At 29.9% G+C, this 20213-nt stretch carries 20 protein-coding genes; 15 read left to right on the forward strand and 5 right to left on the reverse strand.

The genetic code is table 11. The features are described from left to right. Nucleotides 1–32: 32 nt before the first annotated feature. From H0I27_RS08240 to H0I27_RS08250, 3 genes are all read right to left on the reverse strand, one after another. A complete protein-coding gene (locus H0I27_RS08240) occupies nt 33–1289 on the reverse strand; it encodes a hypothetical protein (RefSeq protein WP_218733524.1) in 1257 nt (418 codons plus the stop codon). 54 nt (nt 1290–1343) lie between these two features. Then, nucleotides 1344–1991: a hypothetical protein gene (locus tag H0I27_RS08245; RefSeq protein WP_218733526.1), complete on the reverse strand. Its 648-nt coding sequence runs from the start codon at nt 1989–1991 to the stop codon at nt 1344–1346. A gap of 125 nt (nt 1992–2116) precedes the next feature. Beyond that, a complete protein-coding gene (locus H0I27_RS08250) occupies nt 2117–3025 on the reverse strand; it encodes a hypothetical protein (protein ID WP_218733528.1) in 909 nt (302 codons plus the stop codon). Between the two features lie 161 nt (nt 3026–3186). On the opposite strand from H0I27_RS08250, the gene H0I27_RS08255 reads away from it, so the two are divergent. The 9 genes from H0I27_RS08255 to H0I27_RS08295 all read left to right on the forward strand — a co-directional run bounded on the left by H0I27_RS08255 (nt 3187) and on the right by H0I27_RS08295 (nt 14782). Beyond that, the gene (locus H0I27_RS08255) at nt 3187–3537 is read left to right on the forward strand and encodes a hypothetical protein (RefSeq protein WP_218733530.1); all 351 of its coding nucleotides are present in this window, start codon (nt 3187–3189) and stop codon (nt 3535–3537) included. Nucleotides 3538–3539: 2 nt separating this feature from the next. Further along, the gene (locus tag H0I27_RS08260) at nt 3540–4403 is read left to right on the forward strand and encodes a hypothetical protein (RefSeq protein WP_218733532.1); all 864 of its coding nucleotides are present in this window, start codon (nt 3540–3542) and stop codon (nt 4401–4403) included. Further along, complete coding sequence (locus H0I27_RS08265; protein WP_218733534.1) at nt 4404–5540, forward strand: adenylosuccinate synthetase; 1137 nt, start codon at nt 4404–4406, stop codon at nt 5538–5540. It abuts the gene before it with no gap. A gap of 111 nt (nt 5541–5651) precedes the next feature. Further along, nucleotides 5652–6695 carry an SMI1/KNR4 family protein gene (locus H0I27_RS08270; protein ID WP_218733536.1) on the forward strand — a complete coding sequence of 348 codons (1044 nt, stop codon included), beginning with the start codon at nt 5652–5654 and terminating at the stop codon, nt 6693–6695. 56 nt (nt 6696–6751) lie between these two features. After that, nucleotides 6752–9241 carry a hypothetical protein gene (locus tag H0I27_RS08275; protein ID WP_218733538.1) on the forward strand — a complete coding sequence of 830 codons (2490 nt, stop codon included), beginning with the start codon at nt 6752–6754 and terminating at the stop codon, nt 9239–9241. A gap of 3 nt (nt 9242–9244) precedes the next feature. After that, on the forward strand, nt 9245–9904 hold the full coding sequence (locus tag H0I27_RS08280; protein WP_218733540.1) for a DUF1266 domain-containing protein: 660 nt from the start codon (nt 9245–9247) through the stop codon (nt 9902–9904). Next, the gene (locus H0I27_RS08285) at nt 9901–12150 is read left to right on the forward strand and encodes a hypothetical protein (protein WP_218733542.1); all 2250 of its coding nucleotides are present in this window, start codon (nt 9901–9903) and stop codon (nt 12148–12150) included. The genes H0I27_RS08280 and H0I27_RS08285 overlap by 4 nt, the downstream gene beginning before the upstream one ends. Before the next feature lie 23 nt (nt 12151–12173). Then, on the forward strand, nt 12174–14141 hold the full coding sequence (locus H0I27_RS08290) for a tetratricopeptide repeat protein (RefSeq protein WP_218733544.1): 1968 nt from the start codon (nt 12174–12176) through the stop codon (nt 14139–14141). Nucleotides 14142–14146: 5 nt separating this feature from the next. Next, nucleotides 14147–14782: a response regulator transcription factor gene (locus H0I27_RS08295; RefSeq protein ID WP_218733545.1), complete on the forward strand. Its 636-nt coding sequence runs from the start codon at nt 14147–14149 to the stop codon at nt 14780–14782. Nucleotides 14783–14845: 63 nt separating this feature from the next. Here the strand turns inward: H0I27_RS08295 and H0I27_RS08300 are convergent, their stop codons facing one another. Next, nucleotides 14846–15838 carry a hypothetical protein gene (locus tag H0I27_RS08300; RefSeq protein WP_218733546.1) on the reverse strand — a complete coding sequence of 331 codons (993 nt, stop codon included), beginning with the start codon at nt 15836–15838 and terminating at the stop codon, nt 14846–14848. Between the two features lie 150 nt (nt 15839–15988). Between H0I27_RS08300 and H0I27_RS08305 the strand changes: the two genes are divergently transcribed. Continuing rightward, nucleotides 15989–16384 (forward strand): hypothetical protein, encoded by a 396-nt coding sequence (locus H0I27_RS08305; RefSeq protein ID WP_218733548.1) that lies wholly within the window; start codon nt 15989–15991, stop codon nt 16382–16384. A gap of 107 nt (nt 16385–16491) precedes the next feature. On the opposite strand, the gene H0I27_RS08310 is transcribed toward H0I27_RS08305, so the two are convergent. Then, nucleotides 16492–16893 (reverse strand): hypothetical protein, encoded by a 402-nt coding sequence (locus H0I27_RS08310; protein ID WP_218733550.1) that lies wholly within the window; start codon nt 16891–16893, stop codon nt 16492–16494. A 252-nt stretch (nt 16894–17145) separates the two neighbouring features. Here H0I27_RS08310 and H0I27_RS08315 point away from each other — a divergent pair, with 252 nt between their 5' ends. The 5 genes from H0I27_RS08315 to H0I27_RS08335 all read left to right on the forward strand — a co-directional run bounded on the left by H0I27_RS08315 (nt 17146) and on the right by H0I27_RS08335 (nt 20213). Next, entirely contained in the window at nt 17146–17313 is a 168-nt protein-coding gene (locus H0I27_RS08315) for a Lacal_2735 family protein (RefSeq protein WP_218733552.1), read from the forward strand. Between the two features lie 13 nt (nt 17314–17326). Further along, nucleotides 17327–17728 (forward strand): DUF2452 domain-containing protein, encoded by a 402-nt coding sequence (locus H0I27_RS08320; protein WP_218733554.1) that lies wholly within the window; start codon nt 17327–17329, stop codon nt 17726–17728. Between the two features lies 1 nt (nt 17729). Next, nucleotides 17730–18020 carry a TIGR03643 family protein gene (locus tag H0I27_RS08325; RefSeq protein WP_218733556.1) on the forward strand — a complete coding sequence of 97 codons (291 nt, stop codon included), beginning with the start codon at nt 17730–17732 and terminating at the stop codon, nt 18018–18020. Between the two features lie 109 nt (nt 18021–18129). Then, on the forward strand, nt 18130–19587 hold the full coding sequence (locus H0I27_RS08330) for a cryptochrome/deoxyribodipyrimidine photo-lyase family protein (RefSeq protein ID WP_218733558.1): 1458 nt from the start codon (nt 18130–18132) through the stop codon (nt 19585–19587). Next, complete coding sequence (locus H0I27_RS08335) at nt 19587–20213, forward strand: flavin reductase family protein (RefSeq protein WP_218733560.1); 627 nt, start codon at nt 19587–19589, stop codon at nt 20211–20213. The genes H0I27_RS08330 and H0I27_RS08335 overlap by 1 nt, the downstream gene beginning before the upstream one ends.

Below are 20213 nucleotides of genomic sequence, written 5' to 3' on the forward strand. Positions count from 1 at the left end.
AAGTGTTTTGCTATTTTTTGTTTCTGATAGAATTACCATTGCATAATGGATTCTTCTTTCCAAAAAATGAACCTAAATTCTTCATAATGATTTCCATTTCCAATGGTGTGGTTATCTCTAAGACCTTTATCTAACTGTAGTTTATGAAGCATTCCTGATGCAGAACCTATCCATAATTTGTTTTCATCATCAGAAATAGTAATACTAGTAATTGTAGAACCTAAAAAGTATTTCCAAATGCAATTTCCTTTGGTATCAATGGCTTTAATATATCCGAAAGCATCACCTAAAATATAATATTTAGAAGTTGCTACACCACAATAAACCCTCATTCCGTCATCTATAACGGTATAATCTTCGCTTTCTTCATAAGCTGTTATATTGATATTTGTTAAGTTTGTAGCATCTACACCAATAGTTACACCATTATAAAAGTGACAAGAATTTGTAATTAATTGATGGTCATTTTTAGAGAAAAGACAAAAATCTGGATAAGAAGATTGCGGATCAACTTCTCCAATTTCTTCGCCATTATTATCTAAAATTCTATGGTCGCTGCATTGGTCGCCAACAACAATGTATCTATTATCATTAGAAATAGTAGCATTTTCCATATCTATATCAGATTCCCATTCTTCATCTTCTAAATCAGGAATTGGATGTATCATGTTTTCCGAACCTTTAGAAATAATATAAATTCCTTCGGATGTTGTGAGTAAAACTTTATGTCCGTCGTTAAAAGGAATTAATTCTGAAATCCTTAAATCTTTAGCTTTATCTAAATTAAATGCAGCTATAACAGTACCTTCCCAACCTTGTGTTGTTACAATAGTATTGTTTGATGCAATAGCAAAAACATTATTTTGTTTAGATTTTCCTATTGCATTAATAGAGGTTTTAAGTTCTATAATTGTATCGTTTTTAAGAATATATGCTTGTCTTTTTTGATAAGCAGTACCTATTAAAAACACAATTTTCTGCTCATTTATAAAATGTAACTGCTCTACACTTTGTCCTTTATCTTGTATAAATTTGATGAAAGGCGTGTGTGCAGGCGGAAAATCATCTCTAAATTGAGTAATGGTATTATTTTTATTAGCCTCTTTTAAAAGCTGATAAACAGCATCTGCTAAATACTCTCTTTCGTCTTTAGGTTCTTCTCCTTTCCAATTTTCCCATCCGTTCGTTTCACCAAACTGCACCATTTTATTTACGTCAGAAGCATATTTGCTTCCTAATAAATTCCAAGCTTGTTTGATATCTTTTGTATTCTTGTCTGTGAATTTCATTTGTACTATTTTTTTCTTTTTTGGAGAGAACCTAAAGTTAAAAGAGGTTATTATTTAATTAAAAGCGATAGCTGTTTTATTATTGATACTAAATTTAGCTGCATCTAAAAGAGTAACACAAACTAATATTTCAATCCAAAAATCACCTTCATCTGCTACAATTTTATTTAATTCGTCAATATTGGTAACATCATTATTTTCATCTAAACTAATACCTAAATGCTTTGTAATACTTTTTAATTCTTTTAAAAGATCGTAAGAAGACCCAATCATTGCGCCAGGTACAGGTGCTTTATCAGTATCGAAAAGAACTTCTGGTAATGCTACAGGAATATAAAAACCTTCAGCGTCTGAATGTGTTAAAAGATGGCTAGACATATAAGAATAATGATCTTCTAAAATGGCATCACCTTCTGGCTCTTCTTCCGAAGAAAAAGGAGTTGGTGTCCAATCCCAATTCTCATTATCTTTATGCTCCCAAACGTGGGCTGCAAAACGTCTTAAATGATGTAAAAAACTATAAGGAAAACCTCCAAATTGTAATGGCTCTATTTCCATTTCATTTGGTTCTTGGTAAGTTTCAACACCATTTTTTATTAATATTGTATTTATATTATCAAAAATGACTTTATAAGCCTCGTAACCTTCTGGTTCATTTTCTTTAAAATCTACTAATATTCCACTAGAAATTGTTAATCCCATAACTATTTTGTTTTTTATATTGTTAGACAAAATTAGAGGGAATGTGCTTTTTTTTTATCACTGAAATTAATGATATTATCAAATCATACATTTCATTATTAAGTAAAAAAATAAAGGTTTTATTTTTATAACGATTCTGCGTCAATGCCCATTTTTTCAAACTCATCATAAACACAATCTTTAGCATAACATAAGGTTGCTTTTTTAAGGTTAGGAAATTGTTTGGCATCAACAGTCGTTTCCATATCCCAATCATCTTCACCACCACCAGAAAAAGGGGAGAGGTTCATATAAATATCGTTTCCCCCATCTTGATAAATGTCTGTAATTTCTGTAGCCAAACGTTTAGGAATTGGTAAATCTTTAAAATATTGCACCACTTCTGCTATGGGTTCATAACCTTCTTCATTAATATCTATTTTACGCTCTCTATACCAATCTGCAAATTCATAAATGTCGAATTTAGGTTCTAGTAAGCCTTTCATATACATTAATTCTTCTATTATAGACAGTTTAAAGCCAAAATCTATAAAAGTAATTTCTTCTTCATCTAAAGGTTTAATATTATATTTATCGTCTAGTATACCTTGCCAACGTACATAAGGTTGATAAGCACTTACTTCAATAGCCTTTATAGTTTCTTCTTCATTAACACTAAACCAAGCACAAATAGTATTTAGAACTAAAGCGCCAGAATCATCATCTTTAAAAAGCTGTACACGTTCTTCTTTATTAGTTTTATAATAATTGGTAATCTCTTGATCATTAAAATAAAACGCTCCAGAGAATTTATGCTTAGGACAAAAACTGTAAGTATCAAGTTGTAGTTCTAAAGTTAAAGATTCTATGCATTCACCATTTTTAGAATATGCTAGAAGACCTAAATCATCCCAAGTAAAAATAGTATTGCTTTTTCTTTTAGTTGTTCTGTAATTATCATTTAAACATTCCTTTAAAGTGTTTATAGAAATAGGAAATTGAATAGAAACTGAATTAATTAAAAAACCTGTTGAAGATAAATGTATTGTTGTCATAAGTACGTTTTAAGAATGCCAAAGATAATTACTCGTTTAAAAATGGTACTGCCTGATTTCAGTGATATTTAATTATAAATCTTTTAAATAAAAATATAAATCACCCTTTTCGGGGATAAAAAAATGAAGAGTTACCTATAATTTTGTTGAAAATATATTTTATGGAGGATAAAATTAAAAGTGCTGCTTTTTTAGATTCATTAAAGCGCAACAACGAAAAAATAAGAGACGATCGTGCAAGTGCTATTGCAGAAGACGCACAGTTAATGTATAAACGCGAAACAGAAGATTTAGCGTTATCATTAAAACGATTAAAACGCGAGCAAGAAAACATGTTAGACATGAGTCCGACAGACACAAATAGTTTGGTTTTAGCGTCAGATTTTGATGCAAAAGATTATGTAGCCAAAGACTTAGAAATGTCTGTAAAGATTAGAAATTTAGAAATTAAATTAGAATTAGCCAAAAAGCGTTACACGCATTTATTTGGTGGAATCATAAATGAATTATAATTATGGGAGGAGGAAGATTTAGTAACGACGCTTATAAACGATTAAGAAAAACGAAAGATTATAGTAACAAGTCTAGAGAAGAGATATTTACAGCTAGAAATATAGATGGAGAAATGGATCCTGTAAAGGCAATTGTAAGAGAATCTAGAGATTCTGAAGAACATCCAGAAACGGTATCTATTATTGTAGCATTAGATGTTACCGGAAGTATGGGGTTTGTACCAGAACATATTGTTAAGGAAGCTTTGCCAGATCTTATTGGTTCTTTAATGGAAGCAGGAATAGAAGATCCGCAAGTATTATTTTTAGGGATTGGAGATTTTATTTATGATGCTGCTCCTTTACAAGTTGGTCAGTTCGAGTCTTCAGCAGAATTGTTAGACCGTTGGTTAACGCGCGTTTATTTAGAAAGCGGTGGTGGCGGAAACAACCAAGAAGGGTACAACTTGGCACATTTGTTTGCTGCTCGCCATACTTCGATTGATTGTTGGGAAAAAAGAAAGCAAAAAGGTTTTTTATTCACCATTGGTGATGAACCTGTTTTTCCTACAATTCCAGCAGAAATTATAAAAAGATACACCAGCGCAGAAGAAGCAGAAACAATTACTACGGAAAATATTATTAAGGAAGCTCAAGAAAAATACAATGTATTTCATATGCATTTAGAGCATAATGAATGGTCTAAAAGTGAACACCGAAAAGGAAATTGGAAAACGCTTTTAGGAGATAATTTTTTAGAAATTGCAGATTTTAAAACCGTAGCAAAACGTATTGCAGATGTGGTAATTCAAAATCATAAACCATTTAATGCAGCCACAAATACCAATACTTCTTCTGATGATATAGAAGTAGAAAATATGTTATAAATGACAAAATGTAGTATTGTTATAGATTTAGGTTTTGGTGATGCTGGAAAAGGGTTAACTACCGATTATTTAGCATCACAAAACTCTAAAGAAAGTTTAGTAGTTCGGTTTTCTGGAGGACATCAAATAGGGCATACTGTAAGTACAGAAACACTTACGCATACGTTTAGTAATTTTGGTTCTGGTACGTTATTAGGCGTTCCAACGTATTATTCAGAACATACTACACTTTTTCCGCCTGCTATTTTAGATGAAGGAGTATTCTTACAAAAATACCATCCAAAATTGTATTTTCATCCGCTTGCGATGATTACAACTTTTTATGATATTGCTTTTAATAGAGCGGTAGAAAAGCAACAAAATAATGGTTCTTGTGGTTTGGGTTTTGGAACAACTATTGCTAGAAATAAAGAAGAAGTTTATTTGTATGCAAACGATTTGCAGTTTCATTGGGTTTTAAAGCAACGTTTGATTAGTATAAAAAACTATTACGAAACAAAGTTAAAAACGGAACCAAAAAGCGTTCAGGAATATTACAAAAACGAATTAAAGGACTATAACGAAGCGTATTTTATAGAAAGCTGTTTTTCTATTCAGAAATTTTATAATTTAAACTCTCTTTCTGATTTAGCAACCTCTTTTAAAAATTTTATTTTCGAAGGAAGTCAAGGTGTTTTATTAGATACACAACATGGTTTTCATCCGCATACCACGTGGAGTTACACTACTTCTAAAAATGCAATTCAGCTTATAAAAATTCATTTAGGAGTTGACGCAGAAATAGCTATTTTTTATGTTACACGCTGTTATCAAACAAGACACGGAAACGGACCAATGGCTAACACAGAACCTGTTTCACTTCAAAATAATGAAGATGAAGCAAATGTTACAAACGAATTTCAAGGTGTATTTAGAACACAAGCTTTAGATACACAATTATTAAATTATGCTTTAAGTGCTGATGCAATTCATCATCAGAATTTAAAACTAAAGAAAAATCTAATGGTAACTTGCATCGATCAATTACCTAGTTTTTCTACTAAAAATCTACTTCAAAATTTAGATGTAAAATTCAATATGGTTTACGAAAGTTACGGACGAAAACGAGAATGTATTACACAGATTTTATCAAAATAATTACTGCATATCTATTGCTAAAAATATTCTGTAGTATTTAAAATCATTAGTTTCAGTGATAAAAAAAATATTGATCCAAAGTATCTTAGCAGTATTAAAATATAAGAGAAAATGAACAATAGCATTGCATATTCAGAAGATTTTAAATTATTAAAATGGGATGATTTTAATTTTGAACCTATCAAAATAGAGACACTTCCAATTCTTGAAGATCCTGAACATTACAAGAATTCTTTTACGTTTAGAGACGCGCTTTTAAAAGCTGTAGAAAAAGCGTCTGGAAAAAATTTATTAAACCTCATATTTATTACACCAGATTATGAAACCATTCATAAATTTTATGGTATTGGGTATTTAGAAGACAAAACGCTTTTTACTGTTGAAATAGAGCAGACGCCAATATTTGAAGCATGGTTTACAGTTATTCATGATGAACAACACAAAAGCGCTACAATTTATACCTTTAGTAATAACGGTTATAGCTCGCAACCCGTTTCTAATTTAAAGAATATTACTTTTCAAGAAAACACAGGTGCTTTTATTGCTGAATTTATTCCGAATCAATTTATAGCAGAAAAATTAGCCAAAGAAAAAACAGATTTTATAAGCCCTTTTATTCAGTTAGAATCTAAAATTAATTTAGAAGAAGTAAAACAATCTTTTAATGCTTTAATTTTAGAAAAAGGATTGACAATGCATTCACCAAAAAACAATGAAGACATATATGTTAAGTTTGAAAAAGAAGCGGGTTTTCCTTTTCCAACAATAATTAAAGAGTACTTAACGTTGCATAATGGTATTGATCGATGCGCCATAATGAGTGCCGAAGATATCTATAAAGAGTGGAAACAATGGAAAGATTGTTATGATGATTGGACGCAAGAAGAGTTGTTAGACACATACTCGACAAACAAAGGAAAAGCATTATTAATGTACACCACACCATATTGGATTCCGTTTTTCGATTTACAGAATGGTAATTTTTTAGCCTTCGATTTTGCTCCGAATACAAAAGGTACAGCCGGACAAATTATTCGTTATGGTGCAGATCAAGAAATTGGATATATTGAAGCTGAAGATTTAAATACTTTCTTAAAAAGTTTAATGGGTAACGAAGGCGAAATTGAAGAAAATGAATGGTTTTACATCGAATAAAATCTTCTGAAAAAGAATAAAATATATTAGAATATAATTTGAATAACACTTAGTAAATGTCTACGATATTTAAAGAGAAAATAGTTCCGAAATTAGAGATGTCATCTTTAGAGGCTTCTGAAATAAAAGCAATCCTTCAAGTTTTAAAGTTGATGAATGCTACTGATAACGATGTTTATCTAAAGGCAAAAAACAATACTACTACAGAAGGTGTACATGCAGAATTTACAGAAAAAGTAGCACAACTTATTTACTTTCATCCTACTGTTTTTGCAAACGAAAAAGAAGGATTAGAATTTATTGCATCTTGGTTACCGTTGTTAAAAAACGGATTTTATCCGGATAAAAAAAGTAGTGATAAACTTGTTGAGTTTTTATATTTTAGTCTGAGTTATTTACAAACCGATGCTATTTCTGACGATTTGAAAATGCAAATTTTTAATGTTTTAAAAATGTTGGTAAAAAGTGAATCTAAGGCTTCTCTTTCTGTAGCTCGTTTTTTAGTTCATAGAATTTTTGACATTAGAGATGTATTTAGTTCCGATTTTTTAATTCAGCATTGTATCAAAAATAATATTTTAAATGAAACCTATTCTGTCGTCAATTCAGACAAAACTATAACTACGTTTCCATTTAAAATAGACAACAACTTTATTCAATATTTTTTTGATAATGATTGGCGAAAATTCATTACAAAATTTCATCAAATACTACCTGTAGGCCGTGTTTATGTTAAAGGCGCATACGATTTAATGTTGCCTTGGTTTAGTACAGAATTAGCTGCGTATTACTACAATAATTTACAAATAATATTTGAAGCGCATAAAGCAATTAAAGAGCGCATTATTTATGTAGAAGCAAATAGTTTAGAGTTATTAAACCTAAAAACTACTGAAGGTTTCCACCCGTTAATTGCCGCTTTAGGACCTAAATTATTATGGGATGCAGGCGATGTTTTATTATTCAATAATCGTGATAAAAATATTCCGCAAGAGCAATTAGATGTTTGCTATTTAAGATTTGTAGATTGGTTAAACGCCGATGGCGGAAGCAATTTTTACTCAGAAACTTTTAAAGATTACGGAAAACAAATTTTTACTGAAAATAGGGCAGAAGCACTTCCGTTACAACTTATTCCGTTTTGGTTTGATAAATGTCACCCTAAAACAGGTGTTAAAAATCAGACAGAAACCTTCAATACTATATTTTCAAATTTATTAATTAAAGACAGAAAAGGAAAATTTCCTGTAATGCGTTATGATCACAAAGATTTTCAAATGACGGGTTCATTTTTAATTCAGAATGTTTATCAGAATAAAGACAACTTAAAAGGTTTTCTTGAAGACTTTATAAAAGAAGGCATTAAAAATCCTTTAAATCAGTTTCTAATTCGCACTTTTTATGATGCTCGCGAAGAATTATCAACTTTGTACAATGCAGTTCAGCAAGAAATTTTACAATTGTATTTATTAGAAATTACTTATTCCGCAAGAGATGTTAGCGATGAAATTAGAAAAGAAAATTTACCTTTTATTGTAAAAACACTAGCTATTTTATGTGTAGAACCTGGTAATTTTACGCGTGTAAATGAAATTTGGGCACTAAAAAACATTGATTCTTGCGTTACCGATCCTTGTAACGATTTTGCAAAAGGACATTACGTTAATGAAGATCGTCCTTTAAACTTACATATTATTCAAGCTTGGTTTAATTATTTAGGTGATTTTTATTACAGTTCTAGACAAGAAGCCGTTTGGATTTCAGATGTTTTAAGTACGCAAGGTACCCGAACAGCTAACTATTTTAATACCTTAGAAGAAGATGCGAGTTACTTTTTAGATAGAGCTATAAATAGAATTATCGCTTTTCATAGAAAATGCAAACTCAAAGAAAAGGACAACGGTATGTTAGGTTACATTTCGATGCAAATTGATACGTATTTAACCGATTTTCTAACGACATTAAATAAAAGGAAATTAAATGCAAACACGGTAAAATACCTTACTGATTATAGTAGAAGTGTTATAGCGTGTTTTACATATCAAGAAGAATTATTAGCCGCTATTGATGGTTTTTATCATTTTCACTTTAAAGGAGAACCTCAAACAGAAATGGAAAGTATTGCAGCAGAGTTGCAAACTATTAATGTTGAAATGGAAGTTAAAGAAATTAACCAAAAATATGTAGATGCTGTACTTTATAATCTAGAAAATTATAAGGAAAATGGAAGTTACGATACTAAACTCTTAGAGCCTTTAGATGAAAAAATAGAAGAATTTAAAGTTTGGTTAGCTAATGATAAAACAGGAATTGAAGCTAAACTTATTCAAGCGCTTTATATGACTTTACTTGATACAAATTTAGCACCAAAAACGGAACAAGAAACCTACGGTACACTTTGTAGAAGTTTATTTGTGCATTTGGTAAAAGGAACTAAAATGGCGCCTTCATACGGAATGGGATTAAAAGCGATGGCAAAATCTGGAGCCTATTCAGAAGATTTAACAACGGCTTTATTAGAAGTAGTTGACCATTTAAAAGCTTAGATAATGACACAAGAAATAACACCAAAAATACAAGACCAATTAAATTTATCGGCCTTGATTTTGAAGAAAAATTATAAAAGTGCCGACTTAACAAGTTGGTCTGGTTTCGATTTAGAAAATCAAATGGATGTTAAGCAAGCAAAACGTCTTTTAAGTTTATATGGCATAAAATCTGGTTTGCATTTACGTAATAGTTTGCAACGTTACGAAAACGGAGAAATGGTTTCTAATACATTCGAAAAACTTGCAATAGAATTCCGAATGAGTACTACAAAAGATTTTGATGCAAAATACAATGCCGAAGAAAATCCAAAAACGAAAGGCATTTATAAAATGGTTTGGAAATACCGTTTTAGTCTAAAAAAGCAAAAATTGTTTGGGTATGAAATGGCGTACTATATTTTTCAAATGCGCTTAGGGCACGTATTAGGTTTTATTGATACAAGAGAAATGATTTTACGTTTAGAAGAAGCGAACGAAACTATAAAATCTACCTTTTCTAGTTGGGGAGAATTTCATAGAAATGTATGTTTAGGAGATGAATATGTTTTAGGAACAACAGAACAAGATGTTAGTAAATTTCCTGGTATGGAAACACTTTGGGAATGCTACCAACGCTTATATATAGAACATGCCGATTGGTTTAAAACATGGAAAAAATGAGTTTAACAAGACAAGAAGTTATCACACAAATAGCGCGTGCAGAAGAACTTTATAAAGCAAATCTTTATGCTCCTTTGCAACCTATTATGGCCAATATTCAAGAAAATATTGAAATATTAGGGGAGAGTTATCCTGCAGATACTGCCAGATATTATCGTATGTATATGCTTTATATTGGTGTTTTTGAAGAACTAAATATGCCTGTTTTAGAGTCTTATTTACAGGCTTTAATCAATATAAATGAAGTTTTACCTTCAGATTATGAATACGTTTGTAGTTATTATAAACAATGTAAAGATTGGGTGTATGAAACGGCATTAATGGCACATCCGTATAACGAAACTTTACACATCCATTTTGCTTTAAAGCTGCAAGAAGAAAACCGATTTGAAGAAGCAATTGTTACGTTAAAATATATTTTAGAATGTTATCCTGCGTTAACCGAAGCACGACTTTTACTTTGGGAAGTAGAAACTGCTCGTATAGAGCAATTACGTATTTCTACGGAAGTAATAGATTCTTATGAATTATTAAATTTAGCATCAGATACTCATCGTAAAGAAATTTTAAAAGGCTTACAATTTGATGATAATTTAGAGCAAGCAGATCAAAATTTAGCACGTATTCAAGTGGCCTTATGGGACAATAAATCTTCCGAAAATAAAAAGCAATGGATTGCAGAATGGAGACATTTAGAATTAACAGATATTACTCGTTTTTTATTAGCAGATTATGCTAAATCTTTTATGATGTACGATATGGTGTCACAAATTTTAGCAGCACCACAAAAACCTATATTTCCAGAAGAAAATTACACCAATTTTCAAGAATATCAAAATTATATGAAAGCCTTAGCAAACTCTGGTTGGCAATTGGCACAACATCAATATTTGTTAATAGGAAATTCATCATACTATTATTCAAAAAACAAAAAAACCATAGAAATTTGTGTAGAACGCGGTTTAGCTATAAACCCGAAAAATCCGTTGCTACTAGTTTTAAAAGCGAAGTCTTTTTTCTTTGTAAAAGATTATAACGCTACGGGAGCAGCTTATCATGAGGCCTTTAAAAATGGACTTAGAATGAGTGAATATTTGTTTTATTTACTAGAAGTGAATAGTAGAATAGAAAGTTGGCAAGGTATTTTAGATATTGTAGTACAATTTCACAGAAGAAAAGCACCAACGCTTAAAACCTTATTTTTTCAAGCGCGTGCGCTTATTAAATTAAACAGATTTAATGAAGCTTATAAAGTTATTAATGAAGCACTTCTAGATTTTCCGTTACCACAACATTCGTACGCACCTTGGTTGTATAATTTACGTATGATTATTCATAAAAGAAACCATAATTACACCGCCTTTTTTGAAGATATGCAAGAAGAAATTAACTTTTATAAAATTGGTGATGACGATTATTGTAGTACCATGAATATGTGTATTGAAGCACTTATAGAAAAAGGAGATTGTGAAGAAAGTTATAAATACGCAATCTATAATTATGAGCAAGGAAAATTATCGGCAGACTTATATCCTGTATTTCAATGGATCTGTTTTTACACCTTTTTAAAAAAACCAGACGATTTAAAGAAAGTTACGGAAGCAGATTTAGTACAAAACCCAACTACATTTATAGATTACAGAAATAACGGTTTTATCTTTTGGATGTTAAGAAATACTAAGGATGGATCTGAATCTTTAAAAAAGGCAGCAGAACTTTCTACGAATAAAGGTGCTTATTTAAAATTAGCATTAGTGTGTTTAACAGAAGGGTTTGATAAGCCATCTGCTATAGCACTTTGTGAAACCATTAAAAAAGAAGCTCCGGAAGCTAGAGATTGGAAACTAGATTTTGAGTATTCTAACTTATTAAAAGAAGATAACCAACATGAAGAAGCTTTATTAGCACATCAAAATTTATTACAACGTTATCCGGAAGAATCGTTTTTTAATTTCCCTAAAGATGAGTATAATGTAATGTTAAGAGTCTTTAAGCATTTTTCTAAAGAGTTAAATAATGTAGAGGGATTTACAAAATACAATGCGATGTATCTAAGTAAAGATAATCCGTCTGAAGATGCTTTGTTAGAACAATTAGAAATTGCAACCACAAATTATAAAGAAGATGTATTTTTGCAACATAATTTACTGGAAAGCGTTTCTAAATTAAATATTGAATTTAAAAACGGAGAAATTGAAATGTTAAAAGAATTGAAAACAAAAATTAGAAACATTTATTTCGCTTAAAGGTACTATGTTTACAGAACTTAATGAAGCTACTTATAAAACATCATCTTTTAGTAATACTCCTTTTCTTAGGCGTAATTAATCTCACTTTTGCACAGGCGGTAAATAATACGCCTCGTATAGATTCTCTTACTTTAGAATATCAAAAGAACCTTAATTCTAATCCGCAAGTAGCAAAAAAAGCAGCTACAGAATGGCTTAAAGAAAGTAGAAAATTAAAAATTGATATTCAAGAAGTTAGTGCATTGTATGCTTTAGGTAATTTGGGTAATATTACTGGAGATTATAAGAGTACCATTACGTATACAAATGAAGCAATCTCTTTACTTCATAAATTAAATATAGAAAAAGGTTTAGCAGCTTGTTATAATATTATGGCATCTGCTTATAAAAACTTAGGAGAATACCCGAAAGCTATTGATAACTTTATGCAATGTTTAAGTTTTTCAGAAAAAACAAATGATAAAGTACAAGAGGCAAATGCTTATCAAAATATTGCAACCCTTTATTTGCTTCAAAAAGAATATCAAAAATCTGCAGAAAATTTAGATCGTGCAGCCAATATTTACAGAGAATTAGGTGACAATGATGGCGTTTTAACTACCTTATTTAATTTTGCTAATATTTTAAAAGAAGAAGGAAAGTTTGATAAAGCGCGTAAGCATTATAAAACAATTTTAGACTATAGAGAAAGAGAAGGAAATAAAGCAGTTATTGCTTATGTAAACATTAATCTTTCTCAAATGTTGGTAGAAGAAGAACGTTGTGAAGCTGCTGTAATTGCTTTAAAGAAAACATTAAGGCTTTTAAAAGAGCTAAAATTTTATTCTGATATTGCTATTGTTTTAAACGATTTGGGGTTATGTGAAGCTAAATTAGGTCATAAAAAAGAAGCTATTAATTACTTTAAAGAAGCATTGGCAATTGGAGATGAGCAATCTTTATCCGTTTACAAATCTGATATTTACAAGAATTTAGCACAACTTTATGAAGAAGAAAAAAACTATGAAAAAGCATTAGAGTTTTATCAAAAAGGAGTTGCTACCGTTGCAGAGCAAAAGACATTAGATAAAGAAAAATATGTAGCGAAAATTCAAGAAGGGTATGAAACACAATTAAAAGAAGCTAGAATTCAGCTTTTAGAAAAGGAACAAAAAATAAGTGAAGTTGAGTTACAAAAAGTAGAATTAACTGTTAAAAGACAACGTATTGTTAGAAATGCTTTTATAGCTGGTTTTGTACTTGTAGTAGTCATTTTAATTATACTTAGATTATCTTACGTTAAACGTTTACGCATTCAGAAAGAATTAAATTTACAACAAGAAGAAAATGCAAAACAAAAAATTACAGATATGATGAAGGATCATAAATTATCTGTAATAGAACGTTATCAAGAAGGGCAAGATGAAGAACGTTCTAGATTAGCACGTGAAATTCATGATGGAATTGGAAGTGATTTGGCGGGTATAAAAATAGCTTTTGAACACTTTACAGAAAATAGTAAAGAGGAGTTACAATCTAAAAGAATTGCAAATGCTATAAATAATGCTTGTGTAGATGTGCGTAGTCTTTCTCATCAATTACATCCGCTTTCTTTTTCTAAAATAGGATTTACTAGCTTTTTAACTGATTTTATTGATCAAATAACAAAGAAATCTAAACTAGATATTCAAACCTATTTCTTCCCAGAAGAAGATATAGATAAATTACCAGCAGCACTTTTAGCAGATGCTTATAGAATTGTACAAGAATTATTAAATAACATTCTAAAACATGCAGAAGCAACAAGTGCAGATGTACAATTAACCAAGCATGAAGACCATTTAAATATTGTAATTACAGATAATGGTAAAGGGTTTGTAAAGAATAAAAAACAAGGAATTGGGCTACGTAATATTAAAGAACGTTTACAAAAAATAAATGGAACTTTAGATATAGATAGCAGTTCTAATCATGGAACTTCTATTACAATAGACATTCCAACAACATAAATATTGTGAAAAAAACAAACATTATTATCGCAGACGATCACCTTATGTTTTTAGAAGGCATAAACACCATATTAAGTGATATGGAAGAAATTGGTGAAATACATATAGCAACAGAAGGTAAACAAGTAATTCGATTGTTAAGTCAGTTTGAAGTTGGCTTAATTATTAGTGATATTAGCATGCCAAAAATGGACGGTATTGAGTTACTTACCGAAATAAAGAAAAAGCATAGTAAGGTAAAAATTATTATGTTAAGCATGTTAGATAACCATAGAACGGTACATAAAGTAATACAAAAAGGTGCTGATGGTTTTGTGCCAAAATTTACAAGTAAAGACGAATTGCAAAAAGCGGTACGTACTGTTTTAGGTAACGAACAATATTTTTCTAAATTGATAAAAGAACGTTATATGGAAAGCGTTTTTAAACGTAAAAAATATAAAAATATAGAAATTTCTCCTCGAGAAAAAGAAGTATTAGCGCTTTTATCGGAAGAGTTAACGTCTAAAGAAATTTCTGAAAAATTGTTTATTTCTGTAAATACGGTAGAAACGCATCGAAAAAATATCCTTTTAAAAACAGGCTCTAAAACAACAACCGGAGCTGTAAAATACGCCATAGAATCTGGTTTATTTGATTAATAAAAAAAGAGGCTTTACATATTGTAAAGCCTCTTTTTTATCTAAAAATTGACGGAAAAATCATTATTTAGTTCTAATTCCTTCTTTTTCTATTGTTTCTACAATTTGTCTTAATTCTTTTACATAAGTATTTTTATCACTTTCTTCTGTTAGCAATTCTCCTTTATAAATAAATTTAGAATCTAAATCAAAATAGAGAACATAAAGTCCTGTTTGTGGGTTTTCCCATTTCCCTTTTCCATCATTTACAATTCTCTTGTCGTCTAAATACTGAATCCAAGCACCTTTAGATAAAGAAGACTTGTCCATATAAATTTTTCTATACTCCGTAATTTTAAAATAAGGATTAGAAACTTCTAATTTATCTTCTATATTTTTTTGAATCATTGTTTCTAAAACTTCAAAATTATTGATAGATTCTGATAATAAATATGGTCTTCTTTCCCATTTACTATCTTCTATTACTAACGGAATTATTATAAACCCTTCCGGGTGTTTAGGTGTTTTAATAACTAAGCTAAATTGAAACCCCGTATTTAACTCTTTTATAGTATTGTTTAATCGATCTGTAAAACGTGCTACTACATTCTCTAAAGCTGTTGGAGTTATATTTTTATCAAACTTTAATTCGATAGTTTCTGTAGAGAATTTTACTTCAGAAATTTCATTTTTAAAATCATCAATAACTTCTTGCCTAGTTTCATATTGCTTTAATGCATCTTGGTATAAGTTATCTACCGTCATTACATCTGTAGTAGCATACATTGGTAAAGTATCATTTACTAATATATTTTTAGCATCAAGATGAGTATAGAATTCAATTTCTGGTATTTCTTTATCATAAATAAGAACACCAAATATATTGGGATCCATTGTTGCTGCATTAAAAAAACGATTTAAATCACTAAAAACAAGTTTACCATTATATTCTCTTTGCAAATAGGTTTCTAAATTTAAAGAAGCTTTCTTTTTAGAAATTCCGATATAATTAGAACAACCTACAACGATTAGTATTAAAATTATTAAACAAATTACTGACATAATTGTAATTTTCATATGCTGTTATTTTATAAAATAAATGTAGACGAATCTATTGGTAAAGTACTCACGGAATTCAGTGAGTTTTTAGTTTCACTTAATGATGGTACAAATTTAAGAATCTCTTCTAATATCTTTGAAAGATTACAGAAATGAAAAAAAAGCATCATGAAATTAGAAGAAAAAAAAGCGGTGAAATTAATAGAAGACCAATATTTAGGAGCTTATCAGAAAGAAGTAAATGAGATTCTAGGTAAAGAAATCCCTATTAATATTAATTGGGATACTTTTGAAATATACTTTATTAAATTTGTGCCAAGTATCTGTTTACAACGCCTTACAGATGGTTTAAAAGAAGTTTGTAGAAACGATAAATTAAGAGAAGTTATTGCAGCAAATATAAACGCAATAGAAATATATTGTGTACCTAATGAAGATGCGGAAACTAAAAAAGAATTAAAATTAGGTGGTGGTGTATTTTCTTTAACAGCATGTTGGGGCGGTCATCAAAGTGGTTATTATACAGACTTAGATATTACCGAATATTTAGAAAGTAATTTATAGATGTGCTAATTATTTTTTTATGTTTTAAATAGGATTTATAAATTGAATAAGAAGGCCTTTTAGATGTAGATCTTAAAGGCCTTTTAGATAATTATACTATAGATTTCTTAATTCATTTTTACATCATTAAAAACAACACCTGATAAAATTCCACTAAAATAAGTACCTTGAGACTGTACGTTATTTTCTGAAAAAGATTGATTGTAATTATGGATGATAGCATCATCAAAAACAAAATTAATTACAGGTTCATCTTGGTTTTGGTGATAAATTTTTAAACTACCAGACCATTCACCTGGTTTACGAGATAACCATTCTAAAAAGAAAGTACAAATATCATTATTCATTGCTCCAGATATATTTACATCTAAACCTCTGTCTTGTTCTTCGTTTGGATAGAAAGTAGAAGATAAATTATAATCACATTGCGATAGCTTAAATAGCTTTTCTGTATGTTCGTCTTTTTTAATTCTTAACTCTATACGCTGAATTACATTTAATTCTTTCATATTATAATTGTTTTTTTATTTAATACAAAGTTGAAGGAATTAACTTAAATATTTCTAACTGTTTTCAGTGATATTTATAATCAACAATAAGAAGTGTGAATAGAGTGTTGTGCATATGCTTTTTTACAAAACTTAACTTTTAACTGCTATAAAAGCATCACCTTATTTATTACTAAATCTTCTTACATGTAGTTTTGTTTAATCAAAAGAAGTAATTGTTAAACATTTTGTATATTTACACAAAAAATAGAGATGTTCGGAATATTTAAAAAGAAAACAGAAGTACAAAAATTACAAAGTAAATATGAAAACCTTATGAAGGAAGCTTATTCTTTGTCTACTTCGGATAGAAAAAAGAGTGATAAAAAGACATGTGAGGCAGAAGAAGTGATGAAACAATTAATAGCTCTTAAGGCATAGATTTTATAAAGATATGAAAGAAGATAAAAAACCAGACAATGTAGTTTTTAATACAGAAACTCAAAAGTATGATGCATCGCTGAAACCATATGCAACTTCTGTTGGTGCTCCGGTAATAACAACTTCTGATAGTATTGCTTGGAAAAATAGAAGTATTAATAAGGTGAATCATAAAATGAAGTCGAAGTATTTAGAGTTAAAAGCTGAATATGAAGATATGATGAAGGAGTATGAGTATAATAAAATGATTTTTGATGCGGAATTTACTTTTGAACCTATTCTTGGAGAAATATATCATTTGTACAAAAGAGATAACGAAGAAACTTTTTTGTCAATTATAGCTCCAAATGAATGTCGTTTTAATTCTTTAGGTAGTTTTTATTTAAGTGCGGATCAAATTTGGAAAAAGGTATAAGATGAAATTAGAAACAAAACAATTTACAGAAAGAGAATTAGATCGTATTATAGAGATGGCTTGGGAAGATAGAACTCCTTTTGAAGCTATTGAATTTCAATTCGGATTACCAGAAAAGCAAGTAATACTTGTAATGCGAGGTAATTTAAAAGAATCAAGTTTTAAACGTTGGCGTAAACGAGTGCATAGTGGTGTAAGTCAAAAACACTTAAAAAAACGCAATCCAAGTATTACACGTTTTAAGTGTTCTCGTCAAAAAGAAATTTCGGGTAATAGAATTAGTAAACGTTAATAAGAGGGAGATAACAAGGTTATTACTTTCCATATTTTATAAGGATAAAAATAAAATAATATCTAAAAAAAACTCGTGTTTACATCGAGGTCATTTATTTAAATTACTATTGAAAAAACAAACTATAAATATTGTTTGGTTAAAACGAGATATTCGTTCACAAGATCACGAACCTTTGCATAAAGCAGAGAAATCAGGTGTTCCGTACAAAATAATTTATGTGTTTGAACCTTCAATTATTGAATATCCAGATACCAGTCCAAGACATTTAAAGTTTATTTATAATTCTATTAAAGCTTTAAACAATACCCTTAAACCTTTTAACAGAAATGTAAGTGTTTTTTATGCGGAAGCGATGGAGGTATATCATCATTTGAATGAAGAATTCAATATACAAAATGTTTTTAGTTATCAAGAAAGTGGAATTCAAATAACTTGGCAACGTGATAAAACAGTTAGCTCTTTCTTTAATCAAAATAAAATAGTTTGGCAAGAATTTCAGCGTGACGGTATTTTACGAGGTATTAAAAATAGAGATAATTGGAATAAGCAATGGCATATCACCATGCATACTCCGGTAATTCAAAATAGGTATTCAATTTCTAAAGAAGCAGCGCTGAAACATCCTTTTTTGTTACCTGAAGCATTGGAAAAAGCATGGAAAGAATATCCAAAACAATTTCAACCTGCAGGAGAACGAAATGCTTGGCATTATTTAAAATCGTTTGCAGCAGAAAGAGGCAAAAATTACCAAAAGCATATTTCAAAACCAACAGAAAGTAGGGTCTCTTGTAGTAGATTATCACCATATCTTGCTTGGGGAAATATTACAATAAAGCAAGCTTTTCAGTTTGTAGGTACGCATCCTAATGGAACAAAAAACGATAAAGCATTTTCTGCAATGTTAACACGTTTGCACTGGCATTGTCATTTTATTCAAAAGTTTGAGGTAGCATGCAGTTATGAAACGGCATGTATAAATAAAGGTTATGAATTATTAGCACATCAAAAGAATGAAACCTTTATTAAAGCATGGAAAACAGGAATGACAGGTGTGCCTTTAGTTGATGCTTGTATGCGTGCCGTTGAACAAACAGGATGGATTAATTTTAGAATGCGAGCAATGGTAGTTTCATTTTTAACACTCAATTTAGACCAAGATTGGCGAGATGGAGCCTACCATTTGGCAAGGCAATTTTTAGATTATGACCCAGGGATACATTATCCGCAGTTTCAAATGCAAGCAGGCACTACAGGTATTAATACAATACGTTTATATAATCCTGTAAAGAATTCTCAAGAGCACGACCCTGAGGGAGTCTTTATAAAAAAATGGATTCCAGAATTAAGAAATGTTCCAGTAGCATACATTCACGAACCTTGGAAAATGACAATCATGGAGCAAACGTTTTGTGGAGTTATAATTGGTGAAAATTATCCATTACCCATTGTTAATTTGCAAGAAAGTGCGCAATTAGCTCGAGATAAAATATGGGGACATAAAAAGCATCCTGCAGTAGAAAAAGAAAAGAATCGCATTTTAAATATGCACGTAAATAGAAAATAATGATTTACAATAAACAAGATATAGAAGGATTTGACCGTGTTACTAAATTAAAAATCATTAATTCGGTTACAGGTATAAAGCCAGCAAACCTTATAGGTACTATAAATAATAAAGGCCAAAGTAATTTAGCTATTTTTAGTTCTATAGTTCATTTAGGTAGTAGTCCTGCATTGTTAGGTTTTATTACAAGACCACAAACAGCAGAAGTAGGGCATACGTATGCTAATATTAAAGAGAATAAAGTCTATACAATCAATCATATCCATCAAGGTTTTATAAAAAATGCGCATTATACATCAGCAAAGTTTGATACAAACACGTCTGAATTTAAACGCTGTAATCTTACTGAAGAATATATGGAAGATTTTAAGGCGCCATTTGTAAAAGAAAGTAACTTTAAAATAGGAATGCGCTTTGTAGAAGCTATTGATATAAAACATAACGGCACCAAATTAATTATAGGAGAAATAGAACAGTTAATTTTTCCAGATGATGCTATCGTAGATGGTGATATTGATTTAGAAGCTACCGAAAGTATTGGTATTTCTGGCTTAAATAGTTATTATTCCCTAAAAAAGATAGCAAAGCATCCTTATGTAAGAATAGATGAAGTTCCTGAATTATAA

It is taken from the genome of Polaribacter sp. HaHaR_3_91 (assembly GCF_019278525.1).
GTDB lineage: Bacteria > Bacteroidota > Bacteroidia > Flavobacteriales > Flavobacteriaceae > Polaribacter.